Source organism: Idiomarina sp. UBA4206, assembly GCF_002383015.1.
GTDB classification, from domain to species: Bacteria; Pseudomonadota; Gammaproteobacteria; order Enterobacterales; family Alteromonadaceae; genus Idiomarina; species Idiomarina abyssalis.
The window spans coordinates 1938-3860 of the sequence record NZ_DFTS01000045.1 but is presented as its reverse complement, the minus strand read 5'-3'; the positions used below and the strand labels follow the sequence as shown (position 1 = coordinate 3860).

Here is a 1923-nt window from a genome sequence, read left to right as displayed (position 1 = left end):
GAAACGAGGTATTGCAGCCCGCAGGGGATGGCTCGATGAGTTTGCGCTGGGTAAGACCATGTCACGCGGTGTAAACGGTATTGCTTACACCGACACCTTTACTTTACCGTCCGTTATTTTTGGACCGTTCAAAGTGAAGAATGTGGATGTGGCTGTACCTGTTGCCGGTGAAGAAGCAGACTTTGGAGAACGTTACAAAATTCAACACAGTCGCATAAGAGGCGTTAAGGTTGAGGGGCTAGCCGGCTATGGTGTCTTTAAACACTTTGTCGTTACGCTTGACTATCAAAGTGGCAAAGGGCACGCAGAGCTGCCCTAATTACCTGATGATTGGTTAACGAACCGAGTGCTTCATTATTCGAGCCTTCTGGCGTTGCCAGTCGCGCTCTTTAATGGTGTCGCGTTTATCGTGTGACTTTTTACCCCGGGCTAAAAAGACTTCCACCTTTGCCCATGGACCTTTCCAGTACATAGTTGTTGCTACTATGGAATAGCCTTCACGCTCTGAAGCGCCAATAAGTTTATCGAGCTCGCGGCGCTTTAAAAGCAGCTTACGGCTGCGGTCGGGTTCGCAATAAACGTGGCTTGAGGCTTGGTTCAGTGGCTGAATTTCGGCACCCAAAAGGTAAGCCTCGCCATTTTTAATAATGACGTAGCTGTCGCTAATGTTGACCTTGCCAGCCCTTATGCTCTTAATTTCCCAGCCTTGCAAACTAATACCTGCCTCGAACTTGTCTTCAAGGAAGTATTCATGCCGCGCTTTTTTATTACGAGCGATGGTATTGGACGATTGTTGTGGTTTCTTTTTACTCATGGCGGCTATTATACCTATGCGCACTGAAAAGAAAATTGCTTTAAGGGCTTCAAAGCGTTTCTGGTTGCGTTATTATTGCGCAGTTGATTTTTGTTGTAGGGAAAAAAATGCCCAGTATCCAAAAAAGTGCCTTAGTTTCGTACAGCGCCAAACAAATGTTTGATCTTGTTAATCATGTTGAAGCTTATCCGGAGTTTGTTCCCGGTTGTGCTGCGTCGCGTGTACTGGAGTCATCTGGCCAGCAAAAAGTGGCTTCGCTAGACATCAGTAAAGCGGGTATCAGTAAAACCTTTACGACCCGAAATACGCTGCATGAACCCGAACGTATTGATATGGACCTAGTAAACGGACCATTTAAAAAATTGACCGGTGGTTGGGTGTTTACACCACTGGCAGATGACGCCTGCAAAGTTGAACTTAAGCTGGATTTTGAATTTTCGAGTCGTTTGCTGGGTATGGCCTTCGGAAAAATATTCAGTGAGGTAACCTCGCGCATGGTCGATGCCTTTGTTAAACGAGCCGAGCAGGTGTACGGCAACCAACATGGATAAGAAGTTAACCATAGAAGTGGCTTATGCGACGCCCGAAAAGCAGGTGTTACTGACGGTGCACCCAAAAGAGGGCGCGACGGTGGAAGAGTGCATTAAAATGTCGGATGTGTTCGAACACTTTCCGGAAATTGATCTTGAACAGCAAAAAGTGGGTATCTGGAATAAGACGGTGAAATTAGATGCAAAGCTCGGAGACGGCGATCGCATTGAAATTTATCGTCCGCTAATTGCCGATCCCAAGGCTGTACGTAAACGCCGTGCGGAAGAAGCCAAGCAGTCAGGTCGTGCTGATCGTGTTACCGGCGGCAGACCTGATGCAAAACGCCGAGCGCAGGCTGAGGAGTCTAAGCCAGAATGAAGCTGTATATCATGCGTCATGGTGAAGCGAATTACCCACAGGGCAGTTATTCTGACCGCGAACGCCGTTTAACAACCAACGGTGAACGCGAAGTAATGACAACAACGACCTGGCTGATAGACAAGCAGCCAGAAGTTGACTGTGTTTATGTCAGTCCCTACCTGCGAGCCCAGCAAACGGCTTCTATTTTACTGTCACAA

General features: G+C 47.5%; 4 protein-coding genes and 1 pseudogene. 4 read left to right on the top strand and 1 reads right to left on the bottom strand.

The window, feature by feature from the left end:
• Positions 1 to 319 (top strand): annotated as a pseudogene (locus B3180_RS10445) (signal protein PDZ); the annotation flags it as partial.
• Positions 320 to 334: 15 nt separating this feature from the next.
• Here the strand turns inward: B3180_RS10445 and smpB are convergent.
• A complete protein-coding gene (gene smpB, locus B3180_RS10440; protein ID WP_054488260.1) occupies positions 335 to 814 on the bottom strand; it encodes an SsrA-binding protein SmpB in 480 nt (159 codons plus the stop codon).
• A gap of 107 nt (positions 815 to 921) precedes the next feature.
• Between smpB and B3180_RS10435 the strand changes: the two genes are divergently transcribed.
• The 3 genes from B3180_RS10435 to B3180_RS10425 all read left to right on the top strand — a co-directional run.
• Positions 922 to 1365 (top strand): type II toxin-antitoxin system RatA family toxin, encoded by a 444-nt coding sequence (locus B3180_RS10435; RefSeq protein ID WP_054488258.1) that lies wholly within the window; start codon positions 922 to 924, stop codon positions 1363 to 1365.
• On the top strand, positions 1358 to 1723 hold the full coding sequence (locus B3180_RS10430) for an RnfH family protein (protein WP_286844385.1): 366 nt from the start codon (positions 1358 to 1360) through the stop codon (positions 1721 to 1723). The genes B3180_RS10435 and B3180_RS10430 overlap by 8 nt, the downstream gene beginning before the upstream one ends.
• Positions 1720 to 1923: SixA phosphatase family protein (locus B3180_RS10425; RefSeq protein ID WP_286844383.1), on the top strand; the 204-nt coding region annotated here is incomplete at its 3' end. The genes B3180_RS10430 and B3180_RS10425, both read left to right, overlap by 4 nt.